Genomic DNA, 17,601 nt, shown 5'->3' on the forward strand with positions numbered 1-17,601 from the left:
CTGGGAGCAGGCCCGGGTGAGCAGCTCTTCTTCCGCTCCCACGCGGAACCACCCCCTCACGAACGGGCCTTCAGACCGTCCAGGGTGAGGTCGAGCAGGCGTTCGGCTTGCTGTCGTTGTTCGGGGCTCGCCGAGGTGCGGGCGATGCCTTCGAGGGCGGCACCCATGTCGGTGGGGCTGATGTCGGTGCGAATCGTTCCGGCGGTTGCACACGCGTCCATCAGGGCGGTGATGGCGGCCTGGATCATGTCCCGACTGTGGCCGTAGGGGTTGCTTCCCGCCGCGGCGATGGCACGCAAGGCGTCGGCCATGCCGAATTTGGCGGTGACGTAGTCCAGGAAGAGGCGTGTCCAAGCGCGCAGGGCTTCGTAGGGCGGCTTCGAGGCGAGCAACTGGGGGACGGCGTCGCACAGCTGGGCCACCTCGTTGCGGTAGACCGCCTCGATCAGAGCCTCCCGGGTGGGGAAGTTGCGGTACAGGGTTGCGCTGCCCACGCCCGCCTCTTTGGCGATGCGCTCCAGGTGCGTGTCCAGCCCTTCCTCGGCGAACGCGCGCACCGCAGCCGCGAGGATCTTGTCTCTGTTACGCCGTGCGTCAGCTCGCAATGGGCGTTGTGCACTGTCGGCCATCAGTGGTCGTCATTCTCCTCTCCGGTTCCCTTCAACTTGCTAAATGGAGGCATGCCCACTTAGCCTGACGTAAGTGGCGGCTTCCCCACTTTCACTGTAGGTCATGGGCTGACCTGCGCACATCCTCCTTGGAGGGACGTTGATCATGTCAGGTACCGAGGGCAAGGTCGTAGCGATCACAGGTGCCAGCAGCGGCATCGGAGCGGCGACGGCGACCTGGCTCGCCGGGAAAGGGGCCCGGCTTGTGCTCGGGGCCCGACGGGAGGACCGGCTGAACGCGGTGGTGGACCAGATCACGGCGCAGGGCGGCTCGGCCGTCGGGGTCGTCATCGACGTGACGCGCCGCGAGGACCTCAAGCGCCTGACGGACACGGCGGTCGACCGGTACGGCCGGCTCGATGTCCTGGTCTCCAACGCCGGCACGATGGCGGTGTCACCGTTTGACGAGTTGCGCCAGGACGACTGGGACGCCATGGTCGCCACGCATGTCACCGGCCTGCTGAACGGGATCGGGGCGGCACTTCCCGTCTTCCGGCGGCAGGGCTCCGGCCAGTTCGTCAACGTCGCCTCCACTGCGGCCTACGTCGTGAAATCTCCCCAGGCCGTCTACGCGGCCACCAAGACGGCGGTGAAGGTGCTGACCGAGGGCCTGCGGCAGGAGTCGGGGCCGCACCTGCGAGTCACCCTCGTCTCGCCGGGGTTCACCAACACCGAGGGCGTGGGCAAGGGGGCGAGCCCCGAAGCAGCGGCGGCGGCTGCCCAGCAGCGCGACGAGATCGCCATCCCGCCCTCCGCCATCGCATCCGCGATCGGTTACGCGATCGAGCAGCCCGTCGGCATCGACGTCAGCGAGATCGTCGTCCGGCCCACCGTGCAACCCTGACGCCGCTTCTCACGCGCTCATGCCGCCATCCACGGGCAGGATGACGCTGACGCCAGTGACGAAGGAGGCGCGGTCGCTGAGCAGCCAGGCGGCGGCCTGCGCCGGCTCGTCGGGTTCGGCGGCACCTGGAGCTGAACTGCGACGCCCCACTCGTCCCCCGAACAGGACCAGCAGGTCATCATCTACACGGCCGACCCCGGCACCTCGCCCGACCGGCCCTTCAACTCCTCGCCGTCATCGGCACCCAGCGCATGGACACCAGCCTCGAGGGCGGCTGACCCCCTCGGTCGACGCTGCAACCCGGTGGACCGCGGGCCACCGTCGGCGACGGCGACGGCGACAGCGCACGAGCCGGTCGCAGTACGCCGCGGCCAGGTTCCGGTCATGCGGTGTGAGGACGGTGGTGCCTGGGTGTTCAACCGCCCACGGCCCGGCCCGCCTTGGCCCAGTTGCCGCGCAGTTTGTCCAGATACGACTGGGCCATGCTGCCTGGCTTCACCCCGCGCGCGAACGCCTGCATGTTGCCTGACCCGGCGTTGTAGCCCAGCGCCAGCAGCTCGTCCCGGCTGAGACCCCCGCCGCTGCCGCCGCTGCCGGCTCCGCCGCTGTCCGGTCCGAGCTGCGCCGCCAGGTCGTGCAGATGCCAGGCCGCCGCCTTGAGTGCCAGATCGCGGTCATCCGGCAGCTCCTCCCACGAGCGGGAGGCGAAGTCCTTGCCGCGCTTGGTCTCGTCGAAGGCCGTCCGGTGCATGTTGGCGATGCCGAACGCGGCGTCCGGCTTGAACCGCTGCCAGGACCGCTCCAGTTCGGGATCGTGCGGTTTGTAGGCCTCGTTGTAGAGGATCGCCATCAGCAGCCGCGGGCTGATCCCCGCCTCCCGCGCGTGCGTGCGGACCTGTCGGGCGTACCGCGCGGGTTCGTAACTCCCCTTGCGGGACCCGGCGGAGGGCGAGTCGTCCGGCGCACCGGTCGGCTTGTCGGACGGCCGCGCATCGGAGGAGGGCCGGTCCGAGGAGCGGTGCGAGGGGCTTGCCCGCTCCCCTTTCGCGTCGTCCCCGTCCCGCGCCATACCCCATACGATCAGCGCCAGTAGCGGTACGACCCACCACCGCCACTGCGTACGCCCTTCGGCCATCCGCCGCCTCCCCTCGCTCTACGACCCCTTCCATGGTCGCGCACCGAGGGGGAACCGGACGGGAGGCCGGGAGCCCGGAAGTCCGAGTGGCGGTATCCGCCCGGAAGTCGAGGGGCGTGGCACCGGAGGCCGAGGGCCGTGGCGGCTCAGGCGTCGCGGCGGCGCAGTGCCAGGTAGCCGCCGAGGAGGGCGGCGGCCGTCCATGCCGACAGAATCGCGAGCGCGCCCCCGGGGCCGTAGTCGTGACTGAAGCGCGGGTCGTCCTGCGGGCCGACCAGGTGCATGAGCACCATCCCCGCCTGGTCGGGGAGGTATTGCGGGACGGTCTTCAGCGCCGGCACGTTGCCCAGCCCCTGGGAGCTGAGGAACGGGCCCGCGGCGCGTTCCTCAGCACGGCCCGCCCCCGCTCCGGTGGGTCACGGACTCCCCGGCGACTCGCAGAAAGGTGTCTTCCAGCACGCCGCCGACGATCCCTCCCGCACCCCGCGCGGCACATCAGTCCCGGGAAGGACTCGAACGGGTCATCTTCCAGGCGGAGTTGAGCCGCACGAGCGGCGCACGGGTCCCCTCATGGGGTGGAGAGGGGGCGGGGCGGCCTGATCATCGTTCTCCACCCTGGCCTCGCGGTGCGGGCCGCGCGCTGTCAGCCGCCCGCGCGCCGGGTGGCGGGGCGGCTGCCAGGTTGTTGAGGGCGGTCACGACTGCCCCTACGCCGTCCTCGGCCCGCAGCCGGGTCGCCACGCGCTCGGCCCGGCGCCCGTAGACGGGGTTGCGGACGGCGGCGGCCAGGGCTGCCGCCAGCCGGTCGGCGGTGAGCTGCCGGAGCGGGACGGCGGTGGGCGCGACGCCGAGTGCGACGAGTCGTGCGGCCCAGAAGCCCGCGTCGAACTGCACCGGAACCGGCACCGCGGGCACTCCCGCGCGCAGCCCCGCGCCCGTCGTGCCCGCGCCGCAGTGATGGACGACGGCCGCCATCCTCGGGAAGAGGAGGGCGTGCGGCACATCGTCGACGGTGAGCATGTCCTCGGCGCCCGCGTCGACGCCCTCGTCGGCGCGCAGTCCGGCCCAGCCGCGCTGGATCACCCCGCGCAGTCCCGCCGCGCGCAGCGCGCGCACCACCAGGGCGCTCGTGCGGGCCGGGTGGGGCACGGTCGCGCTCCCGAGGCCGACGAAGACCGGTGGCGGGCCCGCGTCGAGGAAGGCCCGTACCCGCGCCGGGAGTTCGGCGTCCGGCGGATCGTAGGGCCACCAGTAGCCGCTCACCGTCAATCCGGGCCGCCAGTCGCGGGGGCGAGGCACGATCAGCGGGCTGAAGCCGTGGTGCACCGGCCACAGCCGGCGCTCCCTCGCCGCGTGCCGGGTCGCGCGGGCCGAGCCGTGGGGGAGGTCGAGCAACTGCCGTACGGTCGTGCGCAGCGTGCTGGTGAAGATGCCGTCCACGCCGGCGTTCACCGCGCGCGCCGCCAGCCGGTTGCCCGCCGGGCCGAAGGAGCGGGTGCCGATCACCGAGGGGCCGAAGGCACCGGTCGGGTGGAGCGGCTGGAGATAGGCGCCCATGCTGGGGATGCCCAGGCCCTGCCCAATGGCGTACCCGAGCGGCGCCAGCGAGCTGGACAGCAGCAGCACGTCGCTGTCCCGCGCCACGTGCACCAGCTCGGCCGCCAGCTCGCCCACCACCGTCCGCGCGATGCTCATCAGCCGCAGTATCTTGCCCGCGCCCGTGGTGCTGTCGTGCAGCCCCCGGCCCTGCTCGGACTCCAGCACGGCCCGGGGGTCGACCGGCAGCGGGCGGAAGCCGACCCCCGTCGCCGCCACCAGCGGGCGGAACGAGCCGTGTGTGGCGAGGGTGACCTCGTGCCCCGCCCGAGCCAGACCGTGTGCGAGCCCCGTGTAGGGGGCGACGTCGCCCCGCGAACCCGCCGTCATCACCGCAACGCGCATCTACCAAGTATCGGCGAGACGGCCCCCGGCCGCGACGGGGCAACGCCAGAGCGGGACGAGGCGACGTCCGGGTGGGACGAGGCGACGTCCGGGTGGGACAGGGCGACGTCGTCCGGGTGGGACGGGGCGACGCTGGGGCGCCGGGCGACGCCCACCGATGCCCTGTCCCTTGCCCGTCACGGCGCCGCGCCGCCCCCGAGCCGGGTCATCCGACCAGGCTTGCAGCGTCCTCGCTCTTTTCGGCAGACCTGGTCGCGGCCCGTCCGGCCGCCTTGTTGTGCTGCTCCTCCCAGGTGGACAGCGCCAGACCGCACGCGTGGTCCATGTGCCGCAGACCCTCCAGGCGCAGCTCCACGTGGCGGTCGGCGGGCATCGCGTCCAATTGGTCCTGGAGCTTGGGCAGCCGCAGGAAGGTGGCGTTGCCCAGCACCATGACGTGCAGCGGCTGCCCCTCGCCGGGGTCCTCGGTCTCCACGTGCACGTGCGAGGTCTCCCAGGCGGTCTTGATCACGGCCATCAGCAGGCCCAGCAGCACACCCTGGAACATGTCCGTCACCACGATCGCCAGCGCCGTGGCGATCAGGACAACGGCCTCGGCCCGGTGCTCGCGCCACATCGGCCCCAGGGCCTTGACGGGGATCAGCTTCCAGCCCGCGTGCACCAGCACACCGGCCAGCGCCGAGACGGGGATCAGCTCCAGCGCGGCGGGGAACGCGGCGGCGAACACCAGCAGCCACAGCCCGTGCAGCACCCGGGAGACCTTCGTCTTGGCACCCGCCGAGACGTTCGCGGAGCTGCGCACGATCACGGCGGTCATCGGCAGCGCGCCCAGCACGCCGCACACGGTGTTGCCCGCGCCCTGGGCCATCAGCTCCTTGTCGTAGTTGGTGCGCGAGCCGTCGTGCAGCTGGTCGACGGCCGCCGCGCTGAACAGCGACTCGGCGGAGGCGATCAGCGTGAAGGCCAGCACCGTGCCGAGCATGCCGACCGTGGCGAGCCCGCTGAAGTCGTCGAGCCCCGGGGGCTGTACGGAGGCGAGGAGGCCCTGCACCTCGACGCGGGCCACGGGCAGTCCGAACCCGGCGGTGGCCGCCGTCGCCAGCAGTACGGCAGCCAGCGGCGCGGGCAGCACCCGTGCCCCGGCACGCCACTTCGGCCACAGCACCAGCACCAGCACCGTCGCGGTTCCGATGCCGAGGGCGGTCAGCGCCTTGCCGTCGCTGAGGGCGTCCAGGGCGAGGCCACCGAGGCCGAGGAGCTTGTCGGGGCCGCTGCTGGGCGCCTTGGCGTCGGCGAGCGCGTAGAGCTGCCCGGCGATCAGCACCAGGCCGATTCCGGCGAGCATGCCCTGGACGACGGAGACCGAGATCGCACGGAACCAACGGCCCAGCCGCAGGGCGCCCATCGTGAGCTGGAGGAGCCCGGCGGCGAGCACGAGCACACCCAGGCCACTGAGGCCGTGGGTCTTCACGGCCTCGTACACCAGAACCGTCAAGCCCGCGGCCGGGCCGCTGACCTGGAGGCTGCTGCCGGGCAGGAAACCGGTGACCAGGCCGCCCACGATGCCGGTGATCAGGCCGAGTTCGGCCGGTACGCCGGAGGCGACGGCGACACCCACGCACAGGGGGAGCGCGACGAGGAAGACGACGAGGGACGCGGTGATGTCAGCACGCAGCGTGGCCGGATCCCGGAGGGGACCGAGCCGTGCGCGGACATGCGGAAAGAGGGGTTTCATGCGGTGTACCTCACGAGGAGTCGGCGTGTTGCGGTCGCGCGGCTGCTCGTGAGATGTCAGTGCAGGAAGACCTGGTGGAGTACGGGAACCTCGACGGATCTGCGCCAGGGCATGCCGGCGCTCCCCGTCTCCGGGAGCGCACCGGCGCTGTGGGGCGCGGGCGGGGCCGTCCAGCGGCAGTCCAGGGGCCGCTGGGGCGGGCCGGACCAGGAGGGCGTGGCCAGGGTGCGGGAGGAGCGGGGTGTGCGGCGCGTGTGGCAGTCGTCCTCGCCGTGCTCGCCCTCGTCCGCGAGGGGTGTCACACTCTCCTGCGGTGTCACGCTCTTCTGCGCGACGGAGCCGGACCGGTCGGCGGCCCATGCCTGGTGCGCGCCGGCGTCACCGACCGTCAGCAGGAGGCCCAGCACCAGCGCGACGACGTAGGCACACGTACGCACGGCGGTCACGCTGCGGCGCATGCAACTCCTCACGTCGCGGGTTCGCGGGGCCTGTCCGTCGGTGTCTTCCATAGTCGCCTATGAGATGTAACGGATCATGACGCAAGAGGTTAACCCCAGGTGAACTCCGCGAGGAGGCGCGTGCTCACGGCGCTGAGCCGCTGCACGCGCACAGCGCTATCCCTTGAACGCGCCCTGGAGCAGCCCGGAGACGAAGCTGCGCTGGAAGAGCAGGTAGACCAGGGTGATGGGCAGCATCACGATGATGGTCCCGGCGGCCAGCATCGGCACATCCGTGTTGTTCTGCCCCACGAAGAAGCCGAGCCCCGCCGGTGCCGTCCGCTTGGTCGCGTCCTGGATGAGCACCAGCACCAGCAGGAACTGGTTCCACGACCACATGAACACCAGCACACCCAGCGTCGTCAACGAGGGCCTGGCCAGCGGCAGCAGCACCCGGAAGAGGATCGTCCACGACGAGGCGCCGTCGATGCGCGCCGCCTCCACCAGCGAGGGCGGCGTCGTACGGAAGTGGGTGCGCATCCAGAACACGCTGAACGGCATGAACAGCGCGATCTCCACCAGGATGACGCCCCAGTAGGAGTCCGTGAGTCCGACCCCGCGCAGGTCGAAGGAGAGCGGCACCACGATCAGTTCGACCGGGATGGTCAGCCCCGCGATGAACAGCGCCGCCACCGCGTTGCCGCCCGGCAGCCGCATCGTGCCCAGCGCGTACCCCGCCAGACCCGCCAGCACCAGCGAGGCGGGCACCACCCCGACGGCGATGAGCAGGCTGGAGCGCATCAGGTCGGAGAACCCGGCGACCGACCACGCCTGCCGGTAGTTGTCCAGACTCCAGTGCTCCGGCCAGGCCATGCCGACCACCGGCTCACCCGAAGGCTGCATGGAGGCGAGGAAGACGCTGAGGAACGGGATGATCACCGCGACCGCCAGCACGGTCAGCAGCGCGTAACCCGACAGGCGCTCCGTACGCGACGTGGTCCGGGAGGCGGTGTTCATGAATCGGACCTCGACAGTCGGTTGATGACGTACACGAGTACGAGGATCAGCAGGCTGAGGACGACGCCGAGTGCCGAGGCCAGGCCGACCTTGCCGTCGGAGAAGGCCAGCCGGTAGACGAGCAGCCCCGGCACCGTCGTCTCCTCACCGGGCCCGCCGCCGGTGGTGACGTACACGATGTCGAAGCTGGCCAGCGCGGCGACCGTGGTGACCGTCAGCGCGACGGCCAGCTCCCCGCGCAGCTGGGGCAGCGTGACCGAGACGAACTCCCGTACAGGCCCTGCCCCGTCCAGCCGCGCCGCCTCGTACAGCTCCGAGTCGATCTTCTGCACGCCGCTGAGGAAGAGCATCATGCACAGCCCGCTGAGCACCCAGGTGCCCACGACGCCGACCGCGATCAGCGCCCAGTCGAAGTCGCCCAGCCAGGCCCGGGACCAGCCGCCGAGCCCGATGCCGCCCAGCGTCTCGTTGATGAGCCCGTCGTCCCCGTACAGCCAGCGCCAGGTCACTCCCACGGCGACCAGCGGAACGACCTGCGGGAGCATGAACAGCAGCCGGAAGGCGCCCATCCCGGGCCGCCGGTCGGGGGCACCCCCGGACGAAGTCCTGGGGAGGGCCAGCAGACCGGTCATCGCCAGGCCCGCGAGGATCGGCAGGAACGAGAAGAAGACCACCAGGACCAGCGCGTTGACGACCGAGCCACGCAGCGCGGGGTCGGCGAAGACATCCCGGTAGTTGTCGAGCCCCGCCCAACTGCCCAGCGACACCCCGTCCCAGTCGAAGAACGAGAGGTAGGCGGTGTGCAGCGCCGGGAACACGGCGAACACCAGATAGACCGCGAGCGCCGGGAGCACGTAGAGGTAACCGCGCCACGCGCGGCGGCGGTGCGCGCGGCGCGACGTCGAACGCGACATGGCCTTCACCTGTGTCCTCACCTGACCCTGACCTGTGTCCGCACCTGCTTCGGGGGCTGCTGCTCGGTGTGCTGCCTACCTGGTGTGCTGCCTACTCGGTGTGCCGGCCCGCCCAGACCTCCTGGAGCGAATCGAGGTACGCCGACGGCGTGACGCGGCCGGCGATGAGCTTCTGCACCCCGGAGCGGAGCGGGTCGAGCATGTTGGGCGCCGTGAAGTCGGGGAAGTGGTTGATGCCGTTGTCGGCGGTGACCCGCCGGTGGGCGCGGGCGACCTCGCCGAGTACGCCCTTGGGTATCGGGACGGCCTTCTCGTCGGGCGGCAGGAACCCGTTCGCGCTGACGATCTTCGCGGCCTCTCGCGAGCCGAGGAAGTCCAGGAAGGCACCGGCCGCCCGTGGGTGCCTGGTGCGCGAGGAGATGGCGTAGGAGACGCTGAAGCCGGAGGCGACGGCGCGCGCGTGCGGCCGGGTGCCGGGCATCAGGAAGAACCCGGCCTTCTTCCCCATGGCCTCGGCGAGCGTGCCCGCCGCCCAGTTCCCGTTGATCAGGAAGACGCTCTCGCCCCGGGTGAACTGGCCGGTGGAATCGACCTGAGCCGTGCCGTTGGCCGAGTCGTCGAAGTAGCCCTTGCGGCTCCACTCGGCCAGCTTCTTCGTCGCCGCGAGGGTGCCCTTGGTCTTGATCGTGGCGCCCGGGGTGCCCTTGACCCAGTCGCGGTAGTCCTTGGGCGGCATCATGCTGTTGACCAGCGCGGCCCACAGGTGGAGCCCGCCGGAGTCGAGAGCGCCCACGCCCAGCGGGGTCGTCCCGGCCTTCTTGGCGGCGGCGAGCTGGCCCTCGAACTCCGCCAGCGTGCGCGGCGGATGCGTGATGCCCGCCTTCTTCGCCAGCTCCTTGTTGTAGTAGATCCCCGTCATCGACAGCCCCGCCGGCACCCCGTACAGGTGCTTGCCCGAGGCGGCGCGCTTGCCGGAGCCGGTGAGCTGGTCGAGGTTGGCGGCCGGGAACTTCGCGCGCCAGCCGTACGCGTCGCGGTAGGGCGCCAGGTCCAGGATGTCGCCGCGCGCCGCGATGTCGTCCATGCCGACGGCGAACTGGGCGAGGTCGGGCGCGCTGTCGGAGGCCATGGTGAGCTTGATGCTCTTCACATAGTCGGCGAACTGGGTGTACGAGGGCTCGACCGTGATGTTCGGGTGCTTCTTGTGGAAGGCCACGATCAGCGCGTCGACCATGACGGGCGCGTCCGCGAACGTGAGCTTCAGCGTGACGTCCTCGTCCGGCACAACGGTGGAGCGGGGCACGGTCCGCGGCCTGCCGGAGTCGGCCTCGCTGCCCGGCGTGAGGGCCCCGCAGGCGCTGACCAGCAGGGCGAGCACGGCGAGCAGGGCGGCGGCCATCGTGGGGCGTGCGGTGTGGCGTGCGGTGGTGCGGAGTGCGGCAGCGCGGCGCCGGGCGCTCCGGTTCGTCTCCATACGCGCCCTCCGGGTGGACGTGGGGCGTGCGGCAGTGGGCAGCGAGCGGATCAGGACCGTACCAGCGGGAATCGGGCCGGGCCAGACCCCGTACGGGCCACGTAAGTCCTGGTCACCGTAGGGCGGTTGGGGCAGTGGGTTGGAGCTGTGGCGGGCCTTGGGTGGCAAGGGAAAGGCGGGCGCCGTGGCGCCCGCCGTGGGCTGGAATGGCGGCCGGGCCGGGGTGGCGGGCCGAGTCGGAATGGCGGCGCGGGCCGCCGTCGGTCAGGAGAAGAGGACCGAGCGCACCTTCAGCCGCTCGGAGCCGTGGCCGGTGTGGGGGCGCAGGCTGAAGTGGTCACCGGTGCAGTCCGGGCCGGTGAAGACCACGGCGGTGGAGTCGGTGTGGTTCCTGGGGGAGTGGGCCGGCGGCGTCCACTCCGCCACCCCCGGCAGGGTCACGCACTCACGGCTGGGCGGGTCCGCCAGGATCGCCCGCTGCGGGCCCCCCGGTGTCTCGTACGTGTAGGAGAACTCGCCGGTGGCGGCCCCTGCCGGAGCGGCGACGGACAGAGCGAGCGCTACGGCGCCGAGACCGGCGGCCACAGTGTGGCGCAGACGCATGAGGACTTCCTCTTTCTCTGGCTACTGCCCGAGCTGTGTGCTGGGCCCCCCTTCACTGCCCCGCGCCCCCGCCGGGATGCGCCCGCGCGCTCGCGCTCACACGAAAGAGCGGCGCGGCGGCAACGGTGTCACGATGGGAGAAGCCCATCCGTGGAGGCAGAGATGTTCGAACCGGATGACATCCGGGAGTGGCGCGGCCACGACGTGGTCGACGAGGACGGACACAGGATCGGCTCGCTGGAGTCGGTCTACGTGGACACGGCCTCCGACCAGCCCTCCTTCGCCACGGTGACCGTAGGCGTGCCCACCCGTCATCGCCTGGCCTTCGTCCCGCTGGCGGGCGCGTCGGTGGGGCCTGGCTATGTGAAGGTCGGGTTCCCCAAGAGCCAGGTCAAGGGCGCCCCTTCGATCGGCACGGACGGTGTGCTGCCCGCCGAGGACGAGGCGGCTGTCTTCGGCTACTACAGGCTCCACTACACCCCCGGCGCGAGCGGCGAGCGGCGCCTGGCACGCCGCTGACCGGACCGCGCCTGCGGCCCTGCCGCGATGACGAGTACGGCTCCTTCCGCCGCGACGGCGAGAACCCGACGACCGCAGCACGGGCACACGTTCACACACCGGCAAAGCCTTACCCAAAGGGGTTCACCGGGCCCCGAAACCACTGGTTGCCTGCGGCTACCATCTTGTAACGTGCGGGGCGGGCGCCACCGTACGTGCGCTCCTGAGCACTGTGTGAATCTGCCTCGGGGGAGCCATGGAGGTATACCGGTGAACACCGATCAGCAGCAGTGGGACATCGTTTCCGGAGTGGGCATGACCGCCCTCCTGGTCGCCGCCGGAAGAGCCCTGGAATCCAAGCGTCCGGACGCGCTGATCACCGATCCGTACGCCGCGCGCTTCGTCACCCGGGCCGAGCCGCCGACGCCGGTCCCGCTGACGCCGGAGGGACTGCGGGAGCACGCGGACCCCGGGGGCATGTGGGCGGCGATGACGGAATATGTGGGGGTGCGCTCCCGGGTCTTCGACGACTTCTTCCTCGGCGCCGCCCGTGACGGCGTCCGCCAGGCTGTCATCCTCGCCTCCGGGCTGGACACCCGGGCCTTCCGGCTGGAGTGGCCGGATGGCACCCGCTGCTTCGAGCTGGACCAGCCGCTGGTCCTCGACTTCAAGCTGCGCGTCCTCCAGGAGGAGGGCGCTCGCCCCGGCTGCGCCCACCGGGCGGTCCCGGTCGATCTGCGGGACGATTGGGCAACTGCCCTGGAAGCAGCGGGATTCGACGCCTCGCGGCCGACCGCGTGGCTCGCCGAGGGCCTGCTGCCGTATCTGCCGCCGAGGGCGGAGGAGCGGCTGTTCAAGGAGATCGACCGGCTGTCGGCCCCCGGCAGCCGGGTCGCGCTGGAGCAGGCACACGAGATGAACGAGTCCGTACGGGATCGGGTTTTCCGGGAGACCTCCGAGGCGCTCGGCGTAGACATGACCTCGCTGGTGCCCGAGGGCGAGAAGCGCTCCGTGGAGGACCAACTGGACGCGCTCGGCTGGGAGTACGAGAGCCGCTCGGTGCGGGAGTCGAGCCGCCGGCTCGGTCGCGCGACGACGGAGTGGCCGGCCATGACGGACCGCCTGGTGCACACCTTCGCCCAGCGTCCCTGACCCCGTCGCCGCGGCGGCGCCGCGTAAGCGCGGGACCTTTGGTGTACGGGACGGCCACCGCCGTCCCGTACACCGTGCCGGGAGACCGCGGCCACGAGACCGCCCTCGGCAAGGGCGCGCTCTCCCGTCGGGGCGGGTGCCTGTGTCAGCCGAGTTGCACGGGGACCACGACCATCTCGGCGATGTTCACATTCGCCGGTGCCGTGACGGTGAAGGCGACGGACTCGGCGATGTCCTCGGCGGACAGCGGGCGCAGGCCGGTGCGCATCCGCGCCAGGGCGGAATGCATGTCTTGGTTGAGCATGTCGTCTCCCAGCTCGGTAGCCGTGACGCCGGGCTCGATGTTGTGCACCCGTACGTCGCGCGGTCCGAGTTCGGCTCGCAGGTTGCGGGTCAGGTGGGCGACCGCGGCCTTGGTGGCGCAGTAGACGGACCAGTTGGGGTAGAGGCTGTGGCCGCCGATGGAACCGATGTGCACGAGGTCGGCAGGGCCGCTCTCCGCCGCGGTGAGCAGGTCGTCGGCGAAGGCGCGGCCGGTGAGCAGCAGTCCGCGCAGATTGACGTCGATCATGCGGTCCCACTCGGCGGTGTCGGCGGTTTCGAAGGGCGCGCCCAGCATCGCGCCGGCGTTGGCGACGACGAGGTCGACCCCGCCGAGACCGGAGCGCACGGACGCCGCCGCCCCGGCGAGGGCCTGGGGGTCCGCGAGATCCACGGCCACCGGCAGGATCTGGCCGGAAGCGGCCGGACGCAGTTCGTCGGCCAGCTCCATGAGCCTGTCCTCGCGGCGGCCCAGCAGGGCGACGCAGGCGCCGCCGAGGGACAGCCGCCGGGCGGTGGCGGCGCCGATACCGCTGGTGGCCCCGGTCACCACGGCCACCCGCCCGGCGAGGGGATGACCGGGTTCGGCGGCGGACGCGGAGGCGGGAGCGGAACGTGTGGATACGGCCGAGGCCGATGAGGAAGAGAAGGTCATGTCCCCACCGTGGGGTGATCCGGCGGCTCCTTCCAGGCAGCGCTCCACCTGGGTGACCTCAACCTAGGAGTGACACGACCACTCTCGGCGGCCGGAGGTGCCCTCCGGTGGATTCCATGGACCGCACGACGGCTTCTTCGCGGTCGCCGATCCAGGCACGTGCGTGCCCCAACTGCACGGGCGCCAGGGGCCGGCTCCGGTGGAGTGGTGCTGCTCGTAGGGACGGGAAGGTACGGGTCAGCCGGGTTCGACAGGGCGTGCAGCCGGTCGAGAGCGTCCGTGATCACCTCGGTCCAGGGTCAATGTGCTGCGATGCGGAGGATGCGGCGGCGTCCGATGGTGACGAGTTGGGCGCTGCGGACCCCGGCGAACAGCGGGGTGGCGGCGACTCACTGGGAGCCGATGACCCGCCGCCGGCCGGCCGTTCAGTCGGCGGCGCTGCGGGTGACGGCCGGTCATACCTGTGCCCGGGGTCACCGGACGGTGACAGCGGTGGTTGCGGCAGCGGCTCGGACTCCGCCGGAACCGACGAGAAGCAGCCCGACCAGGCTGGTGAGTCAGACGGCGAAGATGGGTCCGGTAGAAGCGCCGGACAGTACAGGTGAGCCCCTGAGACAACCTCAGCCCCGAGCCGTCCGGCAGATGTTCGCTCACCAGAAGCCCTTCACCTTCCGCTGTTGGTAACAGAGCACCGGTTCCACCTTTGGGCCCTCGTTTGAGTGCTCTCAGCCCGACCAGCGCGGCAACCAGGCTTGTGAGCTGCTGCTTTCGTCAGCCGCCTGACAGCCTCCTGATCTGCCTATCGGTGGCCGGCGGTGTCAGACGTCCACCCTGTCCGAGGCGTGCAGGTAGAAGGCGCGAGCCGCCTCGACCGCTTCGGCCACGTCGACGAACCCCCGGTCGCCGGCTGCCCCCGCCAGCGCGCGGCGATCACCTGGCGGTACACACCACTGGTCAGCGAGATGCCCGATCAGCAGGTCGGTGCGGAGCCGATGGACCGAACGGTGCGGAGCGGAGGCGGCGACGGCTTCGTTGAGCCGCCAGGCCGCGCGCACCGCCGAGGCGCTGTCGATGTCGCCGTCGAGCAGTCCCGCGGCCCGCTCCGGATCGGTGAACCGCGCGGCCCCCGCCGCACTGAGGCGGGACGAGCGGACGAGCATCCGGAGGAGCTGTTCCGCCGGGTCGGGCAGCTCGCTCTCGCCGGAAGCCAACCACTGCGCGACCTGGTGGGAGGTGAGGGTGCCCGGAGCAAGGCCCCGCAGGCGGGCGGCGGTCAGGGCCCGCCGTGCGGTCGGCTCGGCGGACTGGGCCGGCTCGGCAGGTCCGGCCGACTTGGTCTGTTCGGGCATCCCCGCGATCCAGGTGAGGACGAAGTGCCGCCACCGGGCAGGGAAGTGGGGGTCGTAGAGCTGCTGGTGCTGAAGCTCGGCCGCGAGCGGGACCCTCTCGGCGGCGGCTCCCTGGGAACTCCGTGCGCGGTACCGGGAGACCCACTGTCGATCGTCCCCTCCTGGTACATCGCGAAGATCCGCCCGACACCACGCATGCCGTACGGGTACAACTCGGCCGCGCGCAGCGCTCCCATGCTCGCCGCTCCCGCCACGGCCACGCCCCGGGCGAGCAGCCACAGGATCTCCTTGTGCCGTACCGGCGCAGCGGAGTGGAAGACGCCGTCGATGACCAGGACGAGGTCACCGGGGCAGGCGTGCGACGCCAGCAGGTCACCGTGCCGCACGGGCGGGTACCGGAGCGCAGTGGGCAGGATCCGGGAGACCTCGCGGACCGTCACGCTCGGTCCGTGACAGGAGCGTGAGGGCTGCGCGGGTCAGTGAACCCCGGCGCCCTGTGTGCCCGGCTCCGCCGCCGTGGCGGCGCCGGTGATCGTGTCGGTCGGCTGGAGGAAGGAGTGGTGCTCCGGGCCGCAGCCGAGAGGCCCGACGTGGTCGTCGCGGCAGTACCACAGCGGCCACAGAGGGCTGTGCCCCTCACCGCTGTACTCCAGCAGCGGCAGCGACGAGCTTTTCTCGGCGCTGCTCCCAGTAGCTGCGCCCCCTGCGAACAGGCTGTCCAGGTGGGCGTACTGATCGATCGCCTGGGTGGCTGTCATGATGTGATCCCCGCTCTGTGCCGGGCCCCCTGATGAGGGCTGTGTCCGTCGACGCCGCCAGACGCCAACTCCCGCCCTGGGATGAGGATCGGCGCGTGATGGCTCAACGACTGTCCCGGCGCCTCACCCCTGGACCGGCAAGGAGTCAACCTCCCCGGACAACAGCCTGTAAACATGATTCGAGATCTTCGAATGTCCACCGCCAACGCCGAAACGGTTGGCCGGACTTGGTCGTTCATGAGGGCCTGTCGGCGTGCTGACGGACGGAACTTCGGGGCCGAAGACCGTGGGGGCCTTCGCAGTCCGAGCGGGCTGGCAGCCGCCCTCTGCCGCTACAAACGACTCCCCGAACTGACCATGTAGGACCCGGTCTTGGCCCAACGTCCAACGTCCAACGCCCAACGTCCAACGCGGATCGGGCGGTACTCCGCTTCATGCGGTGCGTTGCCGTGGCCGTGCCCGTAGGAGGAGGCGGCGCGGGTGCAGGATGGCGCTGTGCGGAGCCGGACGCGAATCGGATCCCGGCGCGCTGCGCAGTTGCCACCGGTGGGTGATGGTCGCGAGGGCGAGGGTGGCTTCGACTGTGCCGTAGCGGTCTCCGATGCATTTGCGTGATCCTGCGCCGAAGGGCAGGTACGCGCCGCGGGGAAGGTGGCCGGCGTGGTGCGGCAGCCAGCGGTCGGGGTCGAACACGTCAGGATCCGCGTAGAAGTGGGGGTGCCGGTGCACCGCGGCACTGCTGAAGACGACCGTGCTTCCGGGGCGCAGTACGTGCCCGCCCAGCCGGGTGGGGGCGGTGGTCACCCGCGTGAGCAGCCAGGCGGGGGGATAGAGGCGGAGCGCCTCGGTCAGTACGCGGGAGGTATAGGGAAGTCGGGCCACATCGCTCCACTGCGCCGGCCTGCCGTCGAGTACCTCGTCCACCTCTTCGTGGACCCGGCGCTCGGCGTCGGGGTGCTGGGCCAGGAGGTGCAGGGTCCAGGCCAGTGATGCCGCGACGGTGTCCGAGCCGGCGATGAGCAGCGGGAGGACCTGCTCATCGATGTCCGCGTCGGACAGCCAGTCGTAGCCCTCCTCCTGCCGGGCGGCGATCATGGCGGAGAGGATGCCGCCGTCCTCGCCCCGGCCATGAGCGCTCTCGGCCATGAGGGTGTCGCGGGCGTGCAGGAGATCCTGCATCACTTGCCGGAGGCGACGGACTATGGGCAGCGGGAGCTTTTCAAGGCACCGTGGCAGCATCAGCCGTGGCAGGAAACTACCCATCGCGGTTGCCATGCTGCGCCGGAACTTCTCCACCGAGCCGGGGTCAACGCTGGTACGGAACAGCGTGCGGCTGACCGTACGCAGTGCCATGTCGAACAGTGCGGGGAAGGCATCGATGACCGGGGTGTCCCGCCAAGAGGCCGTCATGGCGGTGATCTCGTCCGCCATGACCTCGCTGTACCGCTCCAGCCTGCTGCGATGGAAACCCGGCTGCATCAGCCGGCGCTGCCGAAGATGATCCTGGTGGGGACACAGCGGCAGGCCGTTGCCCGCCAGCGCGCGCGCTTTGTCATACATCCAGCCGCCCTTGTCGAACGTACGGTCATCCGTCAGGACCTGCCACAACAGCTCCGGATGGCACGGGACGTACGCGCGCAGCGGACCCAGCCGGATCGTCACCAGATCACCATGACCGGCGAGAGAGCCGGTGAAGTCGAGCGGGCGCCGCAGCAGCGCCCAGCCATGGCCGAGGATCGGAAGCGCGCCCGGGGCGGCTGCGGCAGTGAAGGCGTGGGTCATCAGCGGTGGTTTCCTCATGGAGTCGTGGACTCGGTGGCGAATGCTGTACGGGAGGGTGAGGCGCGGCGCGGGGAAGGCCGTACCGCCGAGCCGTCCGCCCGGCACCGGCAGCAGTCCGGCACATGCCGACGCTCCCGCTCGCCGTCATGCCGGTGCGGTGCAGCCGGCACAGCTGCCAGGCGATCCTCACCACTTCAAGATCGAACTTCATCAGAACAAGCCGGTCGCGCGCCAGCCACGGCTCCAGACCCGACGTGCTGCCCGGTCATCGCCGACCAGCACCAGCCCGTGAAGATCCCAACGAGAGGCCCTGGACGG

The 17,601-nt window shown here is 71.1% G+C and carries 18 protein-coding genes and 1 pseudogene; 3 read left to right on the forward strand and 16 right to left on the reverse strand.

The annotated features are described in order from the left end of the window. Nucleotides 1-56: 56 nt before the first annotated feature. On the reverse strand, nt 57-629 hold the full coding sequence (locus tag OHB04_RS34230) for a TetR/AcrR family transcriptional regulator (RefSeq protein ID WP_326691506.1): 573 nt from the start codon (nt 627-629) through the stop codon (nt 57-59). A gap of 145 nt (nt 630-774) precedes the next feature. Between OHB04_RS34230 and OHB04_RS34235 the strand changes: the two genes are divergently transcribed. Continuing rightward, a complete protein-coding gene (locus tag OHB04_RS34235) occupies nt 775-1,512 on the forward strand; it encodes an SDR family oxidoreductase (protein WP_326808965.1) in 738 nt (245 codons plus the stop codon). A gap of 9 nt (nt 1,513-1,521) precedes the next feature. On the opposite strand, the pseudogene OHB04_RS34240 reads toward OHB04_RS34235, so the two are convergent. The 10 genes and pseudogenes from OHB04_RS34240 to OHB04_RS34285 form a co-directional block, all read right to left on the reverse strand. Continuing rightward, nucleotides 1,522-1,635 (reverse strand): annotated as a pseudogene (locus OHB04_RS34240) (SDR family oxidoreductase); the annotation flags it as partial. Between the two features lie 292 nt (nt 1,636-1,927). Next, nucleotides 1,928-2,647, reverse strand: a complete 720-nt coding sequence (locus tag OHB04_RS34245; RefSeq protein WP_326808966.1) for a lytic transglycosylase domain-containing protein — start codon at nt 2,645-2,647, stop codon at nt 1,928-1,930. A gap of 146 nt (nt 2,648-2,793) precedes the next feature. Further along, entirely contained in the window at nt 2,794-2,988 is a 195-nt protein-coding gene (locus OHB04_RS34250; protein ID WP_326691509.1) for a hypothetical protein, read from the reverse strand. Between the two features lie 259 nt (nt 2,989-3,247). After that, nucleotides 3,248-4,588, reverse strand: coding sequence for a glycosyltransferase (locus OHB04_RS34255; protein ID WP_326808967.1), 1,341 nt, complete (start codon nt 4,586-4,588; stop codon nt 3,248-3,250). 205 nt (nt 4,589-4,793) lie between these two features. Next, complete coding sequence (locus tag OHB04_RS34260) at nt 4,794-6,323, reverse strand: SulP family inorganic anion transporter (protein ID WP_326691511.1); 1,530 nt, start codon at nt 6,321-6,323, stop codon at nt 4,794-4,796. Between the two features lie 56 nt (nt 6,324-6,379). Further along, nucleotides 6,380-6,781 (reverse strand): hypothetical protein, encoded by a 402-nt coding sequence (locus OHB04_RS34265; protein ID WP_326691512.1) that lies wholly within the window; start codon nt 6,779-6,781, stop codon nt 6,380-6,382. A 156-nt stretch (nt 6,782-6,937) separates the two neighbouring features. Then, entirely contained in the window at nt 6,938-7,777 is an 840-nt protein-coding gene (locus OHB04_RS34270; RefSeq protein WP_326691513.1) for a carbohydrate ABC transporter permease, read from the reverse strand. Then, nucleotides 7,774-8,691, reverse strand: coding sequence for a carbohydrate ABC transporter permease (locus tag OHB04_RS34275; RefSeq protein WP_326808968.1), 918 nt, complete (start codon nt 8,689-8,691; stop codon nt 7,774-7,776). The genes OHB04_RS34270 and OHB04_RS34275 overlap by 4 nt, the downstream gene beginning before the upstream one ends. 91 nt (nt 8,692-8,782) lie before the next feature. Beyond that, complete coding sequence (locus tag OHB04_RS34280; protein WP_326691515.1) at nt 8,783-10,165, reverse strand: ABC transporter substrate-binding protein; 1,383 nt, start codon at nt 10,163-10,165, stop codon at nt 8,783-8,785. 264 nt (nt 10,166-10,429) lie between these two features. Further along, nucleotides 10,430-10,768: a hypothetical protein gene (locus OHB04_RS34285; protein WP_326691516.1), complete on the reverse strand. Its 339-nt coding sequence runs from the start codon at nt 10,766-10,768 to the stop codon at nt 10,430-10,432. A gap of 162 nt (nt 10,769-10,930) precedes the next feature. On the opposite strand from OHB04_RS34285, the gene OHB04_RS34290 reads away from it, so the two are divergent. Next, entirely contained in the window at nt 10,931-11,287 is a 357-nt protein-coding gene (locus OHB04_RS34290; protein WP_326691517.1) for a PRC-barrel domain-containing protein, read from the forward strand. A gap of 249 nt (nt 11,288-11,536) precedes the next feature. Next, complete coding sequence (locus tag OHB04_RS34295; protein WP_326808969.1) at nt 11,537-12,418, forward strand: class I SAM-dependent methyltransferase; 882 nt, start codon at nt 11,537-11,539, stop codon at nt 12,416-12,418. A gap of 145 nt (nt 12,419-12,563) precedes the next feature. Here the strand turns inward: OHB04_RS34295 and OHB04_RS34300 are convergent, their stop codons facing one another. The 5 genes from OHB04_RS34300 to OHB04_RS34315 form a co-directional block, all read right to left on the reverse strand. Further along, nucleotides 12,564-13,394, reverse strand: a complete 831-nt coding sequence (locus tag OHB04_RS34300) for an SDR family oxidoreductase (RefSeq protein ID WP_326808970.1) — start codon at nt 13,392-13,394, stop codon at nt 12,564-12,566. An 818-nt stretch (nt 13,395-14,212) separates the two neighbouring features. Next, nucleotides 14,213-14,743, reverse strand: coding sequence for a hypothetical protein (locus OHB04_RS34305; protein WP_326808971.1), 531 nt, complete (start codon nt 14,741-14,743; stop codon nt 14,213-14,215). Next, entirely contained in the window at nt 14,668-15,183 is a 516-nt protein-coding gene (locus tag OHB04_RS41995) for a TfuA-like protein (protein ID WP_442815024.1), read from the reverse strand. The genes OHB04_RS34305 and OHB04_RS41995 overlap by 76 nt, the downstream gene beginning before the upstream one ends. Before the next feature lie 36 nt (nt 15,184-15,219). Then, nucleotides 15,220-15,501: a hypothetical protein gene (locus OHB04_RS34310; protein ID WP_326691522.1), complete on the reverse strand. Its 282-nt coding sequence runs from the start codon at nt 15,499-15,501 to the stop codon at nt 15,220-15,222. 432 nt (nt 15,502-15,933) lie between these two features. Beyond that, complete coding sequence (locus OHB04_RS34315) at nt 15,934-17,283, reverse strand: cytochrome P450 (RefSeq protein WP_326808972.1); 1,350 nt, start codon at nt 17,281-17,283, stop codon at nt 15,934-15,936. Nucleotides 17,284-17,601 lie beyond the last annotated feature (318 nt).

The organism is Streptomyces sp. NBC_01775 (assembly GCF_035917675.1).
Classification (GTDB): domain Bacteria; phylum Actinomycetota; class Actinomycetes; order Streptomycetales; family Streptomycetaceae; genus Streptomyces.